17 protein-coding genes are annotated in these 17,384 nt (G+C 64.5%); 5 read left to right on the top strand and 12 right to left on the bottom strand.

Going from position 1 to position 17,384, the window contains the following annotated elements:
- Positions 1-70: 70 nt before the first annotated feature.
- Positions 71-607 carry a MarR family winged helix-turn-helix transcriptional regulator gene (locus C2L66_RS16355; RefSeq protein ID WP_060599474.1) on the bottom strand — a complete coding sequence of 179 codons (537 nt, stop codon included), beginning with the start codon at positions 605-607 and terminating at the stop codon, positions 71-73.
- Between the two features lie 273 nt (positions 608-880).
- On the opposite strand from C2L66_RS16355, the gene C2L66_RS16350 reads away from it, so the two are divergent.
- Complete coding sequence (locus C2L66_RS16350; protein ID WP_054929361.1) at positions 881-1,246, top strand: hypothetical protein; 366 nt, start codon at positions 881-883, stop codon at positions 1,244-1,246.
- A gap of 289 nt (positions 1,247-1,535) precedes the next feature.
- Positions 1,536-3,128 carry an efflux transporter outer membrane subunit gene (locus tag C2L66_RS16345; protein WP_054929360.1) on the top strand — a complete coding sequence of 531 codons (1,593 nt, stop codon included), beginning with the start codon at positions 1,536-1,538 and terminating at the stop codon, positions 3,126-3,128.
- An 88-nt stretch (positions 3,129-3,216) separates the two neighbouring features.
- On the opposite strand, the gene C2L66_RS16340 is transcribed toward C2L66_RS16345, so the two are convergent.
- The 8 genes from C2L66_RS16340 to gspG all read right to left on the bottom strand — a co-directional run bounded on the left by C2L66_RS16340 (position 3,217) and on the right by gspG (position 9,200).
- Positions 3,217-3,996, bottom strand: coding sequence for a type II secretion system protein N (locus C2L66_RS16340; protein WP_060599475.1), 780 nt, complete (start codon positions 3,994-3,996; stop codon positions 3,217-3,219).
- 22 nt (positions 3,997-4,018) lie between these two features.
- Complete coding sequence (gene gspM / locus C2L66_RS16335; protein ID WP_035987703.1) at positions 4,019-4,522, bottom strand: type II secretion system protein GspM; 504 nt, start codon at positions 4,520-4,522, stop codon at positions 4,019-4,021.
- Positions 4,519-5,889, bottom strand: coding sequence for a type II secretion system protein GspL (gspL, locus tag C2L66_RS16330; RefSeq protein WP_060599476.1), 1,371 nt, complete (start codon positions 5,887-5,889; stop codon positions 4,519-4,521). The genes gspM and gspL overlap by 4 nt, the downstream gene beginning before the upstream one ends.
- Positions 5,890-5,917: 28 nt before the next feature.
- Positions 5,918-7,015, bottom strand: coding sequence for a type II secretion system minor pseudopilin GspK (gene gspK, locus C2L66_RS16325; RefSeq protein WP_054929347.1), 1,098 nt, complete (start codon positions 7,013-7,015; stop codon positions 5,918-5,920).
- 3 nt (positions 7,016-7,018) lie between these two features.
- Entirely contained in the window at positions 7,019-7,723 is a 705-nt protein-coding gene (locus C2L66_RS16320; RefSeq protein WP_060599477.1) for a PulJ/GspJ family protein, read from the bottom strand.
- Positions 7,701-8,132 (bottom strand): type II secretion system minor pseudopilin GspI, encoded by a 432-nt coding sequence (gene gspI / locus C2L66_RS16315; RefSeq protein ID WP_176052141.1) that lies wholly within the window; start codon positions 8,130-8,132, stop codon positions 7,701-7,703. The genes C2L66_RS16320 and gspI overlap by 23 nt, the downstream gene beginning before the upstream one ends.
- Positions 8,132-8,617, bottom strand: coding sequence for a GspH/FimT family pseudopilin (locus tag C2L66_RS16310; RefSeq protein ID WP_082670361.1), 486 nt, complete (start codon positions 8,615-8,617; stop codon positions 8,132-8,134). Before C2L66_RS16310 ends, gspI begins: the two co-directional genes overlap by 1 nt.
- Positions 8,618-8,723: 106 nt before the next feature.
- Positions 8,724-9,200, bottom strand: coding sequence for a type II secretion system major pseudopilin GspG (gspG, locus tag C2L66_RS16305; RefSeq protein WP_054929345.1), 477 nt, complete (start codon positions 9,198-9,200; stop codon positions 8,724-8,726).
- Between the two features lie 170 nt (positions 9,201-9,370).
- On the opposite strand from gspG, the gene C2L66_RS16300 reads away from it, so the two are divergent.
- Positions 9,371-9,784, top strand: coding sequence for a type II secretion system protein N (locus tag C2L66_RS16300; RefSeq protein ID WP_035987328.1), 414 nt, complete (start codon positions 9,371-9,373; stop codon positions 9,782-9,784).
- Between the two features lie 75 nt (positions 9,785-9,859).
- On the opposite strand, the gene gspF is transcribed toward C2L66_RS16300, so the two are convergent.
- Genes gspF through gspD form a run of 3 tightly spaced genes read right to left on the bottom strand, consistent with a single transcriptional unit; the run spans position 9,860 to position 14,933 of the window.
- Positions 9,860-11,077, bottom strand: coding sequence for a type II secretion system inner membrane protein GspF (gene gspF, locus C2L66_RS16295; RefSeq protein ID WP_054929344.1), 1,218 nt, complete (start codon positions 11,075-11,077; stop codon positions 9,860-9,862).
- 5 nt (positions 11,078-11,082) lie between these two features.
- Entirely contained in the window at positions 11,083-12,600 is a 1,518-nt protein-coding gene (gene gspE / locus C2L66_RS16290; protein WP_054929343.1) for a type II secretion system ATPase GspE, read from the bottom strand.
- Complete coding sequence (gspD, locus tag C2L66_RS16285) at positions 12,597-14,933, bottom strand: type II secretion system secretin GspD (protein WP_060599478.1); 2,337 nt, start codon at positions 14,931-14,933, stop codon at positions 12,597-12,599. The genes gspE and gspD overlap by 4 nt, the downstream gene beginning before the upstream one ends.
- A 514-nt stretch (positions 14,934-15,447) precedes the next feature.
- On the opposite strand from gspD, the gene C2L66_RS16280 reads away from it, so the two are divergent.
- Together C2L66_RS16280 and C2L66_RS16275 are read left to right on the top strand one after the other, a co-directional pair.
- Positions 15,448-15,891 (top strand): lytic transglycosylase domain-containing protein, encoded by a 444-nt coding sequence (locus tag C2L66_RS16280; RefSeq protein ID WP_054929341.1) that lies wholly within the window; start codon positions 15,448-15,450, stop codon positions 15,889-15,891.
- A gap of 163 nt (positions 15,892-16,054) precedes the next feature.
- On the top strand, positions 16,055-17,335 hold the full coding sequence (locus tag C2L66_RS16275) for a GTP-binding protein (protein WP_060599479.1): 1,281 nt from the start codon (positions 16,055-16,057) through the stop codon (positions 17,333-17,335).
- Positions 17,336-17,384 lie beyond the last annotated feature (49 nt).

Here is a 17,384-nt window from a genome sequence, read left to right as displayed (position 1 = left end):
CATTCATGTCCCGACACTCTCTGCCCAGACAGGTAAATCAGTAAAACAAACCGCGCCGAAGCGCGGCTGCCTAAACGTCGTCGGTTGGAACGGACGGCCCGATTTCTTCTTCAGCAGACTTGTCGGCCATCTGACATCCGACAGCGCCGTTTCCACCATCGATGCCGTTCGCAATGAAACGGCTCAACAGATCGATCAGTGTCGCGAGATCCGCGCCTGAAAAGCCCCGCAGCTGTTCATTGAGCACGTCCGCGCCAATCTCCGGCAATTGCGACGCCGCGTGCTGACCTTGCGGCGTCAGGCCGAGCTTCACGATGCGCCGGTCCTTGTCGCTACGCGAGCGCGCGATCAGCCCCTTCTTTTCAAGGCGATCGAGCATCCGCGTCATCGATCCGCTGTCGTAAGACATGGCCCGCGACAGTTCGAACGGTGTCGTTGCGCGGCCGCATGAAAGCAGCAGGATCACGCCGATCTGCTGAGTCGTCAGCCCGAGATGCGCGACCGCGCGATCGGTGCGTTCGACCAGCACGTTCCTCGCTTTGGTCAGGTAATAGCCAAGGCTCGATTCGAGATGAATCGACTCCGGCTGGTAAGGACCGTCGGTCATGAATGCTCTTCTGGAAGCCGCCCGCTGGCGAGACAAACGTGAATATTCCGGATTGTATCTGCCCAGGCAGTGACGTCAATCGTCTGGATTGATCGCGCAAGCACCGAGCCAAAAAACAACGAAAGACCTTGTTGCAATGCACAGTATCTTGAAAATTGATTGCATGGTCAATATTATTACAGGCAACGAGTTACGCAACCCGCGTCATCGGAGACCATGTTCTGACCGCACTTGCGTGCGCCTTCTTTTACCGGCGCACAGAGGATTCCCGCGATGCTGTACCTGAAAAACACCCTCGGCGGCTTGAGCCGCTCGCTGACCGATTCTGCGCTGCAAACATTTCAAGGAGCCAACCGTTGGTGGAAAGTGGCTCTGTATGCGGTGATCTTCGTCCTTCCGGGCGGGTCGATCGGGGTGCTGCTCTTCGCGTGGTTCGAACACCGGCGCACTCGAAGCGCCAAAGGGCAGGCCGTGCGGCCGACCGCATTGCTCGCTTCTCCGCTCAAGTCCCGCTCGACGGGCAACCATCAGCCGATCGCTCCCGCAGCCACGGTTTGTCAGGCGCGCCCCGATGCGCCGCCGTGCCGCGCCGCCGCCGGCAAGCAGGCGCGGCAGACCACCGCCGATCCGCGCCTCTAGGCGTCTGTCGCGCGTCGCTTCGGAATAAAGGCCGCCGCAAGGCGGCCTTTGCTTTTTCCGACCCGCAACATCCACTCGCACAAATAGCGCCGTAACAGCGCGTAACCGTCGCCTCACCGTCGGTAACACACACGGGGCGCGCGCGGCATTACTCTTTCGATTTCATTGCCGGGCAATGCGTGCGCTACCATTCGAGCCATCGCGAGTACGCGCCGCCAATCGCGCGAGCACCCGCTCCGCAATTCGCCCCGGTACATGGCGCTCTCCGCATCGACAGGAATTCACTTGCATGCAGTTTGATCGAACTTCGCGCGCACGCGCCTCGGTCGCGAACGTCGCGGGGCAACGCGTCCTGAACATCGCCGTTTGCGCCACGCTGGCCTTCGCGCTTGCCGGCTGCGCGGTCGGTCCCGATTACAAGCGGCCGTCCGTCGACATTCCGGCCTCGTACAAGGAAGCCGCCGACGGCTGGAAAGTCGCGCAACCCGCCGACCAGCAGGATCGCGGCGCGTGGTGGACCATCTACAACGATCCGCAGCTGAGCGCGCTCGAAGACAAGCTCAACGCGTCGAACCAGACCGTCGCGCAGTTCGCCGCCGCCTACCGGCAGGCGCGCGCGCTGGTCGGCGAGGCGCGCGCGGCGTACTTCCCGGTGATCAGCGCAGGGGCGAGCGCGTCGCGCTCGCGTACGCCGAGCCGCAGCTTCAGCGGCTCGGTGACGGGCGGAGGCGGCGGCACGACGTCGTCGCTCAGCAGCTCGGGCACGATCAGCAACAGCTACAGCCTGTCGCTCGACGCGACGTGGGAACCGGATCTCTGGGGCAAGGTGAGCCGCACCGTCGCAAGCCAGCAGGCGGGGCAGCAGGCGGCCGCCGCCGATCTGGCGAACGCGCGCCTGTCCGCGCAGGCAACGCTCGCGCAAACCTACTTCAACATCCGCTCGCTCGACGCGCAGCAAAAGCTGCTCGACGATACCGTCGCCGCCTACCAGCGTTCGCTCACGCTCACGCAGAACCGCTACGCGCAGGGCGTCGCCGCCCGCTCGGACGTGATTCAGGCGCAAACGCAGCTGCAATCGGCGCAAGCTGCCGCCATCGACAACGGCGTCGCGCGCGCTCAAAACGAGCACGCGATCGCCGTGCTGGTCGGCGAACCGGCGTCCGCGTTCTCGCTGCCCCCCGCGCCGCTCGATGCCGTGCCGCCCGCCACACCTGCGCAACTGCCGTCGGCACTGCTCGAACGGCGCCCGGATATCGCGTCGGCCGAACGCAAGGCCGCGGCGGCGAACGAGCAGATCGGCGTCGCGATTTCGGCTTTCTTCCCGACGCTGACGCTGTCGGCCAGCGGCGGCTTCGAAAGCTCAGTGTTCTCGCAGCTGCTGCAAATGCCGTCGCGCTTCTGGACGCTCGGGCCCTCGCTCGCCCAGACCATCTTCGACGCCGGCCTGCGCAAGGCGCAGACGGACGCCGCGCGCGCCGCCTACGACCAGGACGTCGCCACCTACCGGCAGACAGTGCTGACGGCGTTCCAGGACGTCGAAGACAACCTCGCGTCGCTGCGCATTCTCGAGCAGGAAGTCACCGTGCAGCAGCAGGCGGTGCAGTCGGCCCAGCAGGCGCTGGATATCGTCACGAACCAGTACAAATCGGGCACCGTCGACTATCTCAACGTGCTGACGGCGCAGACCACCGCGTTCACCGCCGAGCAGAAGCTGGCGAGCATCGCGGGACAGCGGATGGTGTCGTCGGTCGGTCTCGTCAAGGCGCTCGGCGGCGGCTGGGAAGCCGAGCAGATGAATCGCGAGACGGGTGAAGTTGCAGCGCCTGCGCCCGCATCGTCGCCTGCCGCGCCCGTTGCGAAAATTTCCACCTCAGCGGGCTAGGCAACAAAAGGCACACGCACCAACGCAAACGGCCGCCATGTGCAAACATGGCGGCCGTTGTGTTTTCCACCGGCAAGCTGCGAAACGATCAGTGGACGAAGGTCAGCGCGACCTGTCCAGGCCCAGTGGGGCGCCCGAGCAGATTCAGCAGCCCGGCGAGATTGTCGACGGAGTCGGGCGTGGTGCTCGCGGTACCCATGAATGACGTCGAGGACTCGCTGAGCGTGCCGTGACCGTTCAGCAGCAGCGGCCCCTTCGTCGTCGACAGATCGAGCGTGCCGGACCCGCCCTGGGCCTGAAACACCACGCGATACGACCCGAGCGGCTTCACGCGCGACACGCGCGAACTCATGTCGTTCAGCGTCACGATCAACTGACCGAATGCCTGGCGATTGAAGCTGCGCCAGTCGGTCCACGTCAGCCGCACGTCGCCTTGCAGATCGAGCGTGTTGAACGGCGCACCCAGGCCCGCGAGCAACGACGCTGGCACGGCGATGCTGCCGCCCGACAGCGTCGCGCTGCGCAGGGTGGCATCGACCGTGACGGGATCGGGCATCGCCTGGCTTTGCAACATCTGCATCCGCACACGGCCCGTGAACAACGGCCAGAACGACGTGCGCCATTCGATGCGCCCCGGCAACAGCGTCGCGCTTTCCGCGCCGGGCCCGGCGGCGAGCATCAGCGAAGCCGAGCCATGCCACAGCGAACCCGATGGCTCGACGAGATTGACATGCCCTTGCGTGGCCTTCGAGAACTGCGGCGTGACCCAGGCTGCGGGCGCCATCACCAGCAACACCACGACGTTCGCGATCAGCGCGACGGCGATCCAGGGCAGCGCGGCGCGTAGTCGCCGCATCCAGAAACTCATGCGTGATCCCGTGGCTGCGCCGTCATTTGATCGTTGCCGGTTGCAGCGATGCCGTCAGATCGACCTGGCCGTCCTGCTTCAACCCCGTGACGTGCGCCTCGGACACCTGCACCTTGAACTGCTTGCGCGCATCGTCGAGCCATTCGGTCCAAGCGGGAAACGATGCGTTCTTCAACTGGATCTGCACCGCGTTGCCGAGCACCTGCACCTGCGTCGGCGCGAGCCCGTGGTCGTTCAGCGACGCCGTCAGCGCGTCCTTCAGCGCGCCGCCCGTCGGCGCCACGCCCTGTGCCGCCGCCGACAGCGCGCGCGCCTCGTTCGCCTGCGCGGTCATTTGCGAAAGCTGGCGCTGCAGGCCCGGGATCGATTCGCGCAGCCGCGCGCGTCCTTCCTGCGCGGGCGCCCACAACACCGACCAGACGATGACGACAGCCAGCACCGCGCCGCCCCACGTCAAAAGCGCTTTCTCGCGCGGCGTGCGGGCATCCCAGAAGCCGGCCCACGTGTTCAACAGTTCTGCTTTCATTGTCCGTTCCTGATCGTCCACTTGCCGGTGTTGCTGTCGATCGCGCCCGTCAGGCCATTGCGCGTCAGGCGCTGCTGGAAATCGGGATCGACCTTGATCTCGGGTTTGAACGTCACATCGACACGACGGTCGTGATAGTCGAGCGCAGCAAGACCGTTGACGGGAATCGGCCCCAGCGAGCGCGCCAGCCCGTCCGCGAGAGAAAGGAAATCGTCCGGCGACAGCTCGCCCGCCGCGACGCGCAATTGCTGCAACTGACGCGCCATCTGATCGGGCGCGTCGAGCACGACCGTGGTCTTCGGAAAGGTGTTGAGCAGCAGCTCGGTCATCTGCGCGCTGATCGCATCGCGCTGACGCGACAACATCAGCCACTGCACATTCGCGCCGATGATTGCGACGAGCACCGTGCCCACCAGCAGCCACAACGGCAAGCGCAGGCGGCGCAGCGACGCGCGATCGAGGCGCCACGGCTGCACGGCAAACTCGAACTGCGCGAGATCGAAGCGGCACTGGATCGCGTTACGCGCGAGCGTTTCGAACGAGACGGGCAGCGAACCAGCGATAGAAGGGCGCCCGGTCTGCGCCACCGACGCCAGGCGCGGCTCGCTGCCCGGCAAATCGACGAGCGTGTAAAGCGTGACGGGCGCATCGCCCGCGAGCGCCGCCACCGTCGCGCCAACCGCCGATTCCGGCACGGCCAGCCCTTCACCGAGCGGACCGCGCGCGAGCGCAAGCTCGACGCGCGGCGGTGCGGCGTCGACGGCGCCTTCGCCGAGCACGGCGGCCGTCGACGGCACGACATGCCCCAGCACGGCCGCAACGACGGGCGTGAGGCCTGCAACGACGGGCTCGGCGCGCGGCGGTGGGGCATCGGCGCCAGCGGCAACGGCTTCCTCCACAGGCACGTCGGCCGCCATCGCGGCGACGGGCTGCGGCAGACAACGGGTGACGGGCACCACCTTCACATTGCGATGACCCGCCGCCGCAAACGTCTCGACGATATAGCGGAACCAGCCGCGATCGACGATCGCGAGCACATGGCGGTTGCCGTCGAGCGGCTGCGGATCGAGCGCGATGTGCGTGGTCTGCGGGTCCTGGATCAGTTGATCTTCGACGACGTTCGGCAGCGCCTGACGCAAGCGCGGGCCTTTCAGCGGCGGTACGGCCGTGGCCAGCATCAGACAGTCGCGCGCGGCGAGCATCAGCACGGTCGCGCTCGCACGCGGCAGCAGGCCGGGCGCCGAGCGGCCGGCGCGCTGGACGCGCCCCGATTTGTCGAGCAGCAGAAACGGCAACTCCGGCAGTTGCCATTCCTGCGACGGCACCGCCGGATCACGCGGCGGCAGAAGAACGATCAGCGTGCTCAAAGGCCACTCTCTCGGGAAATTGCGTTGTTCATAGTTGATCTCGTCCCCATACGATACGCGTGGTATGCGTCAGCGCGTCGCGATAGACGAGGGTGGTGCGATCGACTTCGGCGCGCTCATGCTCGACGCGTCCGTGGATCAGGAAGTAGCTGGTGTTCACGTCGAGCTGATTCGGATCGAACACCAGCTGCTGGACGCCCGCGCCGCGCAACGCGAGCTGCACATCGCCGACGTTGTGGAAGAACACCGTCTCCCGCCGTGCGACGAACGCCTGCGCATTCGACAGATTCATGCCCGGCACGACGGCCGCAACGACCTCGGCGGGCGCGGTGTTCATGTTGACGGGCGTCGTGGTGGGCAACACGGTCACGAACGGGCGCAGCCGCGCGATCATCTCTGGCGTGAAGCCGGGCACGTCGAGCAGCGAATCGACGCCCGTCATCTGAAGCGGTGCGACGGGCGCGTTCTCGTCGGCGTCTTCGAGACCGGGCTGATCGGTGTAATTGCCGCCGCCAGTCGCGCCGCCTTGCGGCTGCGTTGGATCGACGGTGGCGGGATTGGCCGCCGTCTGGAAGCGCGTCGCCGATTGCCGCAGTCCCGCGCGCAATTGCAGCGCGGTGTTCTTCGCCAGTTGCCCGTTGATGCCAAGAAGCTGCAACAAACGCTGGAACGACTGGATCTGCTGAACGTTCAGCGTCAGCGCGCCAGGCACCGCCGTTGAGACGAGGTTGCGCAGATTGAATTTGGCCTGCGCATCCTCGATGGAACCGGAGATATACGTGGCGCCGCCTTCCTGCGCGCGCACCTCGCCGATCTGCCCGAGGAAATCGGACAGGCGCGTGCGCGCGATCGGCACGCCCCAGACGCCGCCAAGATACGTGATGCCCGCCGACGTATCGCCTTCGGAACGAAGAATGAGCCGCGTCCAGTCGAGCGCGCCGCGCGACACCCACTGCGCCTGCGCCAGCAGCCGTTGATTCTCGATGCGCCGGATCTGCACCTGCTCCCGCCACAGCATGCCGGAGACGAGAATCGCGGACAGCGCGACGACCAGCAGCGCGCTGATGATGGCTGCGCCGCGTTGAGCGGCAGGTTTCGAACGGGCAGGGCGAAAGCGCGTGATCAAGACTCACTCCCCAACGAGAAAGACCCGCGTAACGGGCCGCGCGAGCGAACTCGCGCCGATGCTCACTTCGAGCCCCGTCACCGACCTCGGCAACGGCGCATTGCCGAGCTGAGGCACCTTCAGATTATTGTCGTTCTCGGTGATCGCCGACTGCACGTCTTTCATCTGCGTCGTCCAGCCGACTTTCGGCACATACAGCCGCGCCGTAATCGCACCAATACCGCCGATCAACGGCACGACGTTCCAGTTCTCGTTCTCCGAACCGCCCAGCGCGCGGCGCACCTCGCCGATGTTCGCCAGCGGCGGCGACGCATAGCGCAGAATCCGTCCCTCGGTGATCCGATACCGCACGACAACCAGCCGTGGCGCCGCGCCCGGCGCGCGCATGTAGCGCACGATCTGCAGCGCATTGCCGTTCACCGCGACGGCCGGTTCGCCCGCTTCGTCGTCGGATGCGGCGTTGCGCACGTCGATGCGCATCTGATCGAAAAACTGCGCGAATACGCGCTCGTCTTCCATCGCGTTCGTGATTGTCTGGCGTCCACGGATGATCTGGTCCAGTCCGCGCCACGACAGCACCGCGATCACGGCCAGAATCGCAATGGCAACGAGCAGTTCGATTAGCGTGAAACCGCCCGCTGTCTTTCTCAGCAGCGGCGAACGCCGAACGCGCGAGACGTCGTGCTCAGAGCGAGCGATTCGTTTCATTCGCGATTACCGTTACCATCTGCGCGAGGTTGCCCGGCCGGCCGGGCGACGTCACTGAAACCTCGACGCGTCGAAACACAGGGTTCGGCGTCGCGCTCACGTTTTCCGTGCAAATCAGTTGCAGGTTGCCCTGCGAGCAGTCGAAGCTCTGCGAGCCGACTTCCGGCCACGCGTGCGCCAGATGGAGCTGGGCGAGCGCGTTATCCGCGCTCCAGCCCGCCAGCAGCCGCCGATGCAGATCGGCCTCGCCCGTCGCGAGACTGCCGACCGCGCGCAGCGAAGCGGCCAGCGCGACCGCGATGATCGCCAGCGCGACCAGCACTTCGATCATCGTGAAGCCTCCCGCCCGCTTGCGATTTGGGTTATCCAGCGTGCCGCGCGCGCGGCGAACACGAAGCGCACACTGCATCAGCGCACCTCGTACCGGCCGTTGCCCGTGCCGATGATCGTCACGCGCCCCGCGGCGGAAAAGAGCGTCACCTGCACGGGCGTATCGATGCTCTCCGTGCCGAACACGATGCGGTCCGAATGTGTGTCGGAACCGGGATACTCGATCGTCACGCCCGTCACGCCGCCTTCCCAGCGGCGCGGCCCGAGCAGATCGTCGCGCAGCGGACGCCAGCCGTCGCTGGTGTGGATATCGAAACGAAAGCCGCCGTCCAGCGGCAGCCACGAAACAGGGCGCGCGCGCACTTGCGCTTCGTCACCCGCCGATTCGAACAGCAGCGCGAGACGCTGCGCTTCCTCGTTCAGATCCGTGCGCGGATTGCGCGTCAGCGACAGCGATGCAAGCGACACCAGCAGGCCGGCGATCACCAGCACCACCAGCATTTCGAGCAGCGTGAAACCGCGCTGGCGTTGGCGTGCGGCCGTGCGCAGTGCATCCTGCTTCATGCAGCCGCGCGCGTTGTCGACGCGGGCGGCTTCACGAACGGCGCGCGGCATGCAGTCGTGCAATCGCATGGTGACGATCGATGTCGATTCAATCAGCGTGAAGCGCTTATTGCCACGAGCCGACGTCGGCATCGTTGCCTTCGCCGCCCGCCTTGCCGTCCGCGCCGTAGCTGAACACGTCGATCTCGCCGTGCACACCCGGGTTCAGATACTGATAGGAATTGCCCCACGGGTCATTGGGCAGACGCTCGAGATAGCCGCCGTCCTTCCAGTTGTTCGGCACCGGGTCCGTCGACGGCTTTTCGATCAGCGCACGCAGGCCTTGCTCCTGCGTCGGATAACGGCCGTTGTCGAGACGATAGAGCTTGAGCGACTGCATGATCGTGCCGATGTCCTGCTTGGCCGCGACGCGGCGGGCTTCGTCCGGACGGCTCATGATCTTCGGCACGATCAGCGCGGCCAGAATGCCCAGGATCGCGATCACGACCATGATTTCGATCAGCGTGAACCCGCGTTGAAGGCGGGCGCGCTGGCCCGCGCGCATGGCCGCGATCTCGTTGCGGCGACTGGTCCACATTTGCATAGCTTGCTACCTCGTTTGAATGAAGGGTCGATCGATCAGACGTCACGCAATGCGTTGAGAATTCAGCACTCTGCACGTCCGGTCGATCATTTTAATGTCACGCAGTTGTAGGCTTCCGATCTGCCGATCCGTATGCCGCAAAATTCACAATAGTCCGTACAATCACACGCATGAACGCTCTCCAGATCCGCCTGATTTCGCTCGCCGTCTTCGCCGTGTTCTGCGCGACACTCACTTACTGGGTCGTCACACTCACGTCGCATTCCGGCGCGCCCGTGCCCGCCGCCGCCGTGCGCGCGCCCGTCTCGACGGATCAGGCTGCGGCCCTGTTCGGCGGCCAGCTCACGCGCACCGCCAATCAGGACATTCATCTGTTCGGCATCCTCGCGTTGAGCCACGGCGCTGCCGCGATCATCAGCACGGGCGGCGAACCGCCGCACGCCGTATCGCTGGGCAGCACCATCATGCAAGGCGTCAAACTCGGCGAAGTGCGCGCCCGCTCGATCATCATCGACCGCAACGGCTCCCGCTCCGAAGTGTTCCTTCCCGCGAACCCGCCCGGCCCGACCATCTACGTGCGCTGATTTCCTTCTCCGCCGGGCCGGCGCAAACTGAAAGCATCGGTCCGGCTTGCAAGTCTTTCAGACGCTGACGCGCCGTCACTGCACCAGGTTGTTCAACTCGATGATCGGCAGCATCACGGCCAGCACGATCACCAGCACCACGCCGCCCATCGCGAGAATCAGCAGCGGTTCCAGCAGGCTTGTCAGGAACATCGTGCGCCGTTCGAGTTCGCGCGCTTCGCCTTCGGCCGCACGGTCGAGCATCGTCGTCACGTCGCCTGTCGCTTCGCCGGAACGGATCAGGTGCACGAGCACGGGCGGAAACGTCTTCGTGTTGCCGAGCGCGCGCGACAGCGACGTGCCTTCGCGCACACGCACGATGGCATCGTCGATGTTGTTGCGCATCGCCTTGTTGCTGAGGGTTTCGCTCGCGGCCTGCAACGCGCGCAGAATCGGCACGCCCGCCGCCGTCAGAATGCCGAGCGTGCTCGCGAAGCGCACCGTGTTGTAGCCGCGCACGAGCTTGCCGAAGAGGGGCGCCGTCAGCGTCCAGCGATCGAACGCGAGACGCGGGCCCGGCTGCGCGAGTATGGCGCGCACCACATACACGACGATCACCAGCGCGATCAGCATTGCCCACCACCAGTTCCGCACGAAGCTGGAGAGCGCCATCATCATCACGGTGAGGATCGGCAACTGCTGCTTCGTGCTGGCGAACACATTGACGACCTGCGGCACGACATAGCTCAGCAGGAACGTGACGATGCCGAATGCAATGATCGTCACGATGGTCGGATACGTGAACGCGAGCACGATCTTCTGCTTGAGCGCGTTGCGCTGCTCGATGTAATCGGCGAGCCGCGACAGCACGAGTCCGAGCTTGCCCGTATGTTCGCCCGCTGCGACGAGCGCGCGGTAGATCTCGGGAAAATCTTTCGGATGCTGCGACAGCGCGTTCGCCAGCGAATGGCCGCCCAGCACTTCCGCACGGATCGCGGCCATCAGTTCGCGGATGTAATCGCGCTCCGATTGTTCGGTGAGTACCGAGAGTGCTTCGTCGAGCGGCAGACCGGCGATCAGCAGACTTGCGAGTTGTCGCGTGAGAATCGCCTGCTCGCGCTGCGACAGCTTGCGCCCCAACGACAGCCGCTGGGTGCGCTCGCCGCGCGTGCGCGTCGCCGCCGGTTCGACGACCAGCGGCGTGAGACCTTGCGTGCGCAATTGCGTGCGCGCGCCGCGCGCGCTGTCGGCATCGAGCACGCCTTTTTGCGCCTTGCCGGCGGCATCGATCGCTTCGAAACGGAATGCGGGCATGCGCTTTAGACCCCGCCCGTCACGCGTATCACTTCTTCGAGCGACGTCAAGCCCGATGCGAGCCAGCGTTCCCCGTCCTCGCGCAACGTGCGCATGCCGTGCTTGCGGCCGGTTTCGAGAATCTCGGCGTCGGAGGCATTACGGTGAATCAGCGAGCGGATCGATTCGTCGACGTTCAGCAGTTCGTACACGCCGCGCCGTCCCGCATAGCCAGAATGTCCGCACCTTTCGCAGCCGACGGGATGCCAGAACTTGCGGCCGCCTTCTTCCTCGCGCTCTTCTTTGCACACGGGACACAGACGCCGCACGAGCCGCTGCGCGAGCACGCCGAGCAGCGACGACGCGAGCAGATACGGCTCGACACCCATGTCCGTCAGACGCGTGACGGCGGAGGCGGCGTCGTTGGTGTGCAAGGTGGCGAGCACGAGGTGGCCCGTCAGCGACGCCTGCACGGCGATCTGCGCCGTTTCGAGATCGCGGATTTCACCGATCATGATGACGTCCGGGTCCTGACGCAGAATGGAACGCAGCGCGCGAGCGAAGGTCATGCCGATCCGCTCGTTGACCTGTGTCTGACCAATGCCGGACAGATCGTATTCGATCGGGTCTTCGACGGTCATGATGTTCGTCGTCGCCGTCTCGAGCCGCGACATCGATGCGTACAGCGTCGTCGTCTTGCCTGAGCCCGTCGGGCCCGTCACGAGCACGATGCCGTGCGGACGCGAAATCAGCTTGTCGAACTGGCCGAGCGTATCGGACGCCATGCCGAGCGCTTCGAGATTCAGGCGCTGCGCGTCTTTTTCCAGCAAACGCAGCACGGCGCGCTCGCCGTGGCCCGTCGGTAAAGTCGATACGCGCACGTCGACGGGCCTTCCGCCGACACGCAACGTGATGCGGCCATCCTGCGGCAAACGCTTCTCGGCAATATCGAGTTGCGCCATGATCTTGATCCGCGAAATCAGCGCGCCGTGCAGCGCTTTTTTCGGACGCACCACGTCGCGCAACGTGCCGTCGACGCGAAAGCGCACCACTGACGCATTCTCGAACGGTTCGATATGAATATCCGACGCCTGTTCGCGCGCGGCCTGCGTGAGCAATGCGTTGATCATGCGGATGATCGGCGCGTCGTCTTCGGATTCCAGCAGGTCTTCCACTTCGGGAATGTCCTGCATCAGACGCGACAGATCGACTTCGCCTTCCACTTCGCCGACCACCTGCGCGGCACTGCCGTCCTGACGCGAATAGGCCTGATTGATCGCCTGCGCGAGTTCATCCGCATCGAGCCGCACCACCGACACCGCGCCGAAATTGCGCGCGACTTCCGCGAGCGCGGCCTGCGTCGTGCGCTCGCTGATCCACACTTCCATGGAATCGGCGTGTTGATGCGCGACGAGAATCTGGCCGCTCTTCGCGAAGCCATACGGCACGAGCCGCGCGGCAAGCGCAGAGGGCGGCTCGCGATGCGCTCCGCCCGTCGCCGCTGACTCGAGCGGCGCGCTGCCGGGCGCGTGCGGCGTGCTCACGGCTGCACCTTCTGCGTACCGGTGGCCGGTTGAACCGGGACCGTTTGTGCGGGCGGCTGCATCTGTGGCTGAGGTTGCTGCTGCGGAACGTACGCCGGAGCCGGGACGGGCACGCCAAGCGCCTGTTGACGACGCATCGCGTCGAGATCGAACAGGTTCAGCGTCGATCCCCCCTGGCTCGGGCCAACCGGCATCGGCGGCACCACGGGATCGTCCTTGTCCTTGATCAGGTTGTTATCGGACTTGTACGCGCCCGTCACGCCCTGGATGTAGTCATAGCGGTTCGCCGTCACCGCTTGCGCCGTGTCGCGGTCGTTGATGATCACCGGACGCAGGAATACCAGCAGGTTGGTCTTCGCGCGAATCTTGTTTTCCGAGCGGAACAACTGGCCGATCCACGGGATGTCGCCGAGCAGCGGCACCTTGCTGTTGCTGACCTGGTAATTGTCCTGCATCAGGCCGCCCAGCACGATGATCTCGCCGTTGTCGGCAAGCACCGTCGACTGGATCGAGCGCTTCGTGAACTCGGGGCCAGCCGGATTGGTCGCCACATTGGTCGTGCCCGCCACGATCGCTGAATCTTCCGTGTACAACTGCAGTTTGAGGATGCCGCCTTCGGTGATCTGCGGCTTGATATGCAGCGTCAGGCCCACGTCGATGCGATCGAAGGTGTTGAAAGCCGTGCTCGCCGTGCTGCTCGTCAGGTTCGAGTATGAGCCTGTCTGGATCGGCACGTTCGTACCGACGACGATCTTCGCTTCCTGATTGTCGAGCGTGATGAGGTTAGGCGTGGACAGCACGTTGGCATCGGCCGTCTGCGACAACGCCTGCAGCAACGCGCCGAGCCCCTGCACACCGAACAGGTTGTGCAGCCAGCCCACATTCAGGCCCTGCTGGAGATTCTGCGTCGCCAGCGCGGTGGCGAGGCCGCCCGTCGTGGCGTTGGCCGCCGCTGCCGCAGTCAGGTTGACGATACTGTTGCCGCCGCCCGTGGCAAGGTTGGTGCCGGCAAGCAGGTTGCCGCTGCCGATCTGCCACTGGATACCAAGGTTGGCGTTCGTGTTCGAGTTCAGCTCGACGATCAGCGCTTCGATGTAGACCTGCGGGCGGCGCACGTCGAGCTGGTCGATGACGGTGCGCAGATTGCGGTAGACGGGATCGGACGCGGTGATGATCAGCGAGTTCGTCGACGCGTCGGCCTGGATCATGCCGCCTGGCTGATTGTCGTCACCGCCGCTGCCTTCCTTTTCGCCGAGAAAATCCGAGTTGCTGTTGCCCTGACCGCCATAGCCGCCACCGCCGGCGCCGCCGCCCAGCGGATTGGTGCCCAGCGACGACCCTGACGAACCGCCCATCGATCCCGACGGCAGCGGCGGCGTGCCCGCGCCACCCGTCGACGAGGGCGAGTTGTTCTGGTTGAACGAGTTCGCGTTATTGCCGCCGCCCGACGACGACTCGTTGCCGCCGCCGCCACCCTTGCCGAGCATGCCGCGCAAGGTCTTCGCAAGACGCACGGCGTCCGCATTGCGCAACGATACGACGTGCATGTTGCCGGGCTGGCCGGTTGCGGCGTCGAGCTGCCTGGCGAGCGACTTTGCCGCCGCGAGACGTCCCGCGTTCGACGCGCGCAGCAGCAGCGAATTGGTGCGCGGATCGGCCTGCACGGACACCTTGAGCGTCGCATCGGTATTGCCGATCGTGCCCGGGTCGAGCATCTTCGCCATCTGTTGCGCGACGTCGATCGCATTCGCGTTCTTCAGCGGCACGACCTGCACCTGCTGGCCCGCCGCCGTGTCGACGCCCTGGATGATCTGGGCGATACGGCGCACGTTATCCGCGTAGTCCGTCACGACGATCGTGTTGTTGCCCGGATAGGCCGCGACCGTGTTGTTCGGCGAGATCAGCGGACGCAATACGGGCAACAGGTTATTCGCCGATTCATTCCTCAGCTGGAACACCTGGGTGACCACCTGATCGCCGCGTGCGGCAGGCGTATTGCCGACATAGGTCGGCACGCCTTGCAGCTTCGCATCGGCTTCGGGTACGACCTTCAGGACGCCATGGTCCTGCACCAGCGAAAAGCCCTGCATTCTCAACGCGGATTGCAAGGTCTTCAGCGCCTGGTCCTCCGGAACGGGATTCTCGGAAACCAGGTTCAGTTGCCCCTTCACACGCGGGTCGACGATGATGGTTTTACCCGTCGCCGCGCCAATCGCCCTCGCCACCTGATCGATGTCGGCGTTGACGAAGTTGAGCGTCACCTGAGCGTGGGCGATCTGCGCGGTGATCATGCCAGCGACCAGCAACGCTGTCGCGACGCGACGCAATGCCATACGATTTCTTCTCATGGATATGGTTTCGAAGCCGACGTTGTGATCCGCCGACAGTCATGCACAGTGGACGACCGGCCGACACCTGGTCGTCCCCGGTCCGGCAAAACGCTTCCGTGGCAGCCAGTGCCAAGGATGCCTTGCCTCCCTGTAATCAAAAACAACGAACAGTAACAGCTTTTCATGTCGGAAATGTCACAGAACGCGGGAGTTCCGTGCGATTCCTCTAACGTTTCCGATCCGGCGCTTCTCGGATTGCGTAATCTGTTAAGTTCTTGAAAGTTTTATCTTGCGGACGGGTGCGCGTTTGCGGCCGCCTTTGGCCGCAAGTTACTCGCTTATGTCGGCTGGCCAACTTTAACGCGTCATGTCCAGCCGGTATGATACGGGCGGAATGACGGTTCGAGTATCCCGACGGTAACGGGTTTTCCCGAGTGCAAGGCCGCCAGATATAGGTTTCGAGTCGTCTTTACCGTCGCATTGCTTAGGAATCGAACATAGTTTGCCATCTTGACCGATGAAGCCAATCGCCCTGACTGCCGCCGTTGCTTTCGCCGCGCTAATTAGCGCCGGGTCCGCACGCGCCGACTGTTTCGACGAGGCCGCCGGTTATCAGAAGGTCAACCCGTTGATTCTTCGGGCCATTGCGTGGCAGGAATCGCATAACCGTCCCACGGCGGTGCACAAGAACGCCAACGGTTCGACCGACTATGGCGTCATGCAGATCAACTCCGTGCATCTGCCCGTGCTCGCGCAATACGGCATCTCGCAGGGCACGCTGATGGAGCCGTGCAAGAATGTGTACATCGCCGCCTGGCATCTGCGCCAGAAGATGAACAAGTACGGCAACACATGGGCGGCCGTCGGCGCCTACCACTCGGAGACGCCCTCGCTGCGCGACGAATATGCGCGGCAAATCGTGGCCATTCTTCGTAAGTGGAATCTGATGCCTGCCAAATAGTCGGGCCGCGCCGTTCGGCCAGTTTCATATTCGCCGCACTTCAGTGAAGGCGTCGCCTCGCTCCAGTTGATGCACAATGCGGCTTCGTGCTGCTGCCTGTCCAGGTCCGTTTGAACGTCCGGACGGCGCATGCGTCATTCACCTTCAAGTTTTCCGTACCGCGATGAACAAGCCGCTTTTGCCCGTCACCGTGATCTCCGGTTTCGTGGGCGCGGGCAAGACCGCGCTCGTCGAGCAGATTCTGTCGAACCGCGCTGGTCCACGTGTGGCCGCGATCGTCACCGACCTCGCCGCCGTGCGCCTCGATATCGACAACGCGGCGCCCGCATCGTCGCCCGCTTCGCAGGTTGAATTGCCGAACGGATGTCTGTGCGCGCAGGCCGGGGAAGATTTGCTCGAACAGATCGGCGAACTGGCGTCGGCGGATCGCTTCGATGCGATCGTCATCGAGGCGGCTGCTACCGACGAGCCAATGAACCTCGTCGAGTCGATCATCGAAGACGAAGCGCTCGCCGCGCGCGTGCGTGTCGATACTGCCGTGACCGTGATCGATGCAGCGGGCTTTCTACGCGATTACGCGTCGGCCGATGCGCTGTCCGAACGAGGCATCGCCGCTTATGAAGAGGACGATCGGACGATCGTCGAAGTGCTGATCGAGCAGGTCGAGTTCTGCGATGTGTTCGTCATCAACAAGGCGGACCTCGTTTCCGCCGACGATCTCGCGCATCTGCAGGCCGTACTCGCCGCGCTCAACCCGCGCGCCGCGCAGATCGTGAGCAGTTATGGCAATGCGCCTGTCGAGGAAGTGATCGGCACGGGGCGCTTCGATTACGACGCGACGTCGAACGCGGCCGGCTGGCTCGCGTTGTTGCACGATCCTTCGAGCCATGAAAACGAAAACGGCGGCCACGGCGTCGGGCATGTCGTCTATCGCGCGCGGCGGCCGTTTCATCCCGAACGGTTGTGGGCGCTGCTGCATGAAGAGTGGAAGGGCGTGTTGCGCGGCAAGGGCTTCTTCTGGCTCGCGACGCGCAACGAGATTGGCGGTTCGCTGTCGCAAGCGGGCGGCGCTTGCCGACCTGCGCCGGCAGGAACATGGTGGGCCGCGCAAGATCGCAGCGAATGGCCCGAAGGCGATGACGAGCTGCTGGAAGAAATCGCCGCGGACTGGTACGGCGATGCCGATGACTTCACCATCGGCGACCGTCGCCAGGAACTGGTGCTGATCGGCATCGACATCGATCCGGCGCAATGGCGCGCGAAGTTCGATGCGTGTCTGCTGACCGACAAGGAGTACGCGTCAGGCGCTGAAGGCTGGCGCGAACTGACCGATCCATTCCCCGCGTGGGATCTCGAAGACGACGATCACGACCACGATCATGGCCACGACCATCATCATCACCACGATCACGATGACGACGGCCATCATCATCACCGTCATTGAACGTGATGGACCGACGTAACGCCGTCATCGAAAATGCAGACGAAAAAAA

It is taken from the genome of Paraburkholderia caribensis (assembly GCF_002902945.1).
Lineage (GTDB): Bacteria > Pseudomonadota > Gammaproteobacteria > Burkholderiales > Burkholderiaceae > Paraburkholderia > Paraburkholderia caribensis.
The sequence above is the reverse complement of the archived record's forward strand: the minus strand, read 5'-3'. Positions and strand labels throughout refer to the sequence as shown.

Excerpts from the sequence above, each read along its gene's own strand:
- C2L66_RS16355 (WP_060599474.1), bottom strand. The coding sequence starts at position 607 with ATGACCGACGGTCCTTACCAGCCGGAGTCGATTCATCTCGAATCGAGC.
- C2L66_RS16350 (WP_054929361.1), top strand. The coding sequence starts at position 881 with ATGCTGTACCTGAAAAACACCCTCGGCGGCTTGAGCCGCTCGCTGACC.
- C2L66_RS16345 (WP_054929360.1), top strand. The coding sequence starts at position 1,536 with ATGCAGTTTGATCGAACTTCGCGCGCACGCGCCTCGGTCGCGAACGTC.
- C2L66_RS16340 (WP_060599475.1), bottom strand. The coding sequence starts at position 3,996 with ATGAGTTTCTGGATGCGGCGACTACGCGCCGCGCTGCCCTGGATCGCC.
- gspM (WP_035987703.1), bottom strand. The coding sequence starts at position 4,522 with ATGAAAGCAGAACTGTTGAACACGTGGGCCGGCTTCTGGGATGCCCGC.
- C2L66_RS16320 (WP_060599477.1), bottom strand. The coding sequence starts at position 7,723 with ATGAAACGAATCGCTCGCTCTGAGCACGACGTCTCGCGCGTTCGGCGT.
- gspI (WP_176052141.1), bottom strand. The coding sequence starts at position 8,132 with ATGCAGTGTGCGCTTCGTGTTCGCCGCGCGCGCGGCACGCTGGATAAC.
- C2L66_RS16310 (WP_082670361.1), bottom strand. The coding sequence starts at position 8,617 with ATGAAGCAGGATGCACTGCGCACGGCCGCACGCCAACGCCAGCGCGGT.
- gspG (WP_054929345.1), bottom strand. The coding sequence starts at position 9,200 with ATGCAAATGTGGACCAGTCGCCGCAACGAGATCGCGGCCATGCGCGCG.
- C2L66_RS16300 (WP_035987328.1), top strand. The coding sequence starts at position 9,371 with ATGAACGCTCTCCAGATCCGCCTGATTTCGCTCGCCGTCTTCGCCGTG.
- gspF (WP_054929344.1), bottom strand. The coding sequence starts at position 11,077 with ATGCCCGCATTCCGTTTCGAAGCGATCGATGCCGCCGGCAAGGCGCAA.
- gspD (WP_060599478.1), bottom strand. The coding sequence starts at position 14,933 with ATGGCATTGCGTCGCGTCGCGACAGCGTTGCTGGTCGCTGGCATGATC.
- C2L66_RS16280 (WP_054929341.1), top strand. The coding sequence starts at position 15,448 with ATGAAGCCAATCGCCCTGACTGCCGCCGTTGCTTTCGCCGCGCTAATT.
- C2L66_RS16275 (WP_060599479.1), top strand. The coding sequence starts at position 16,055 with ATGAACAAGCCGCTTTTGCCCGTCACCGTGATCTCCGGTTTCGTGGGC.